The sequence below is a fragment of the Vibrio sp. 1402 genome (assembly GCF_033340275.1).
This window is the reverse complement of sequence record NZ_JAWOWE010000143.1, coordinates 1-864: the sequence shown is the minus strand read 5'-3', so window position 1 is coordinate 864 and position 864 is coordinate 1. Positions and strand designations below refer to the sequence as shown.

Genomic DNA, 864 nt, shown 5'->3' with positions numbered 1-864 from the left:
TTAGGTTGGCACAGAGAAAAGAGGTAAGACATGACTCCTGAAATGTTTGTCGAGCTTTTCCGTGAGGCACTGTGGATGGTGTTGATCATGGTCTGTGCCATTATTATCCCTAGTTTGCTCATCGGTTTGGTCGTGGCGATTTTTCAAGCCGCGACGTCAATTAACGAACAGACATTAAGCTTCTTACCTCGTTTGATCGTGACTTTGTTAGCTTTGATGCTGTTTGGTCACTGGATGACCCAAATGCTGATGGAATATTTCTTCGGCTTGATTGAGCGCTTGCCTCAGGTTCTGTACTAGAGGCTGGTATGGAGTATCCCACTCAAATCATCTTAGACTGGATAGCCAATTATTTTTGGCCGTACGTTCGTATCTCGTCGATGTTGATGGTGATGACCGTTACTGGCGCTCGCTTTGTTTCTCCTCGTATTCGTTTGTATCTCGGCCTTGCGATTACTTTTGCCGTGATGCCCGCTATTCCTGCTGTTCCGCAAGACATTCAACTGCTCTCATTTCGTGGTTTTATGACCATCGCAGAGCAGATGATCATTGGCGTCGCGATGGGCATGGTGACGCAATTTATGATCCAAACGTTTGTGTTGCTCGGGCAAATCCTTGGTATGCAATCGAGCTTGGGTTTTGCGTCGATGGTCGATCCTGCCAATGGTCAGAACACGCCATTGCTTGGTCAATTATTCATGTTCTTGACCACCATGTTTTTCCTCGCAACCGATGGTCACTTAAAAATGCTGCAACTGGTGGTGTTCAGCTTTAAAACCCTACCGATAGGGTCGGGCACGCTTACCGCGGTGGATTTTCGTGATATGGCGGGTTGGCTTGGCATTATGTTCAAAACCGCTCTGA

At 47.1% G+C, this 864-nt stretch carries 2 protein-coding genes; both read left to right on the top strand.

What is annotated here, in order from left to right:
* The first annotated feature begins 30 nt into the window (after positions 1 to 30).
* Entirely contained in the window at positions 31 to 300 is a 270-nt protein-coding gene (fliQ, locus tag R7044_RS24685; protein ID WP_005457784.1) for a flagellar biosynthesis protein FliQ, read from the top strand.
* An 8-nt stretch (positions 301 to 308) separates the two neighbouring features.
* A partial coding sequence (gene fliR, locus R7044_RS24680; RefSeq protein ID WP_225455931.1) for a flagellar biosynthetic protein FliR occupies positions 309 to 864 on the top strand: 556 nt, incomplete at its 3' end.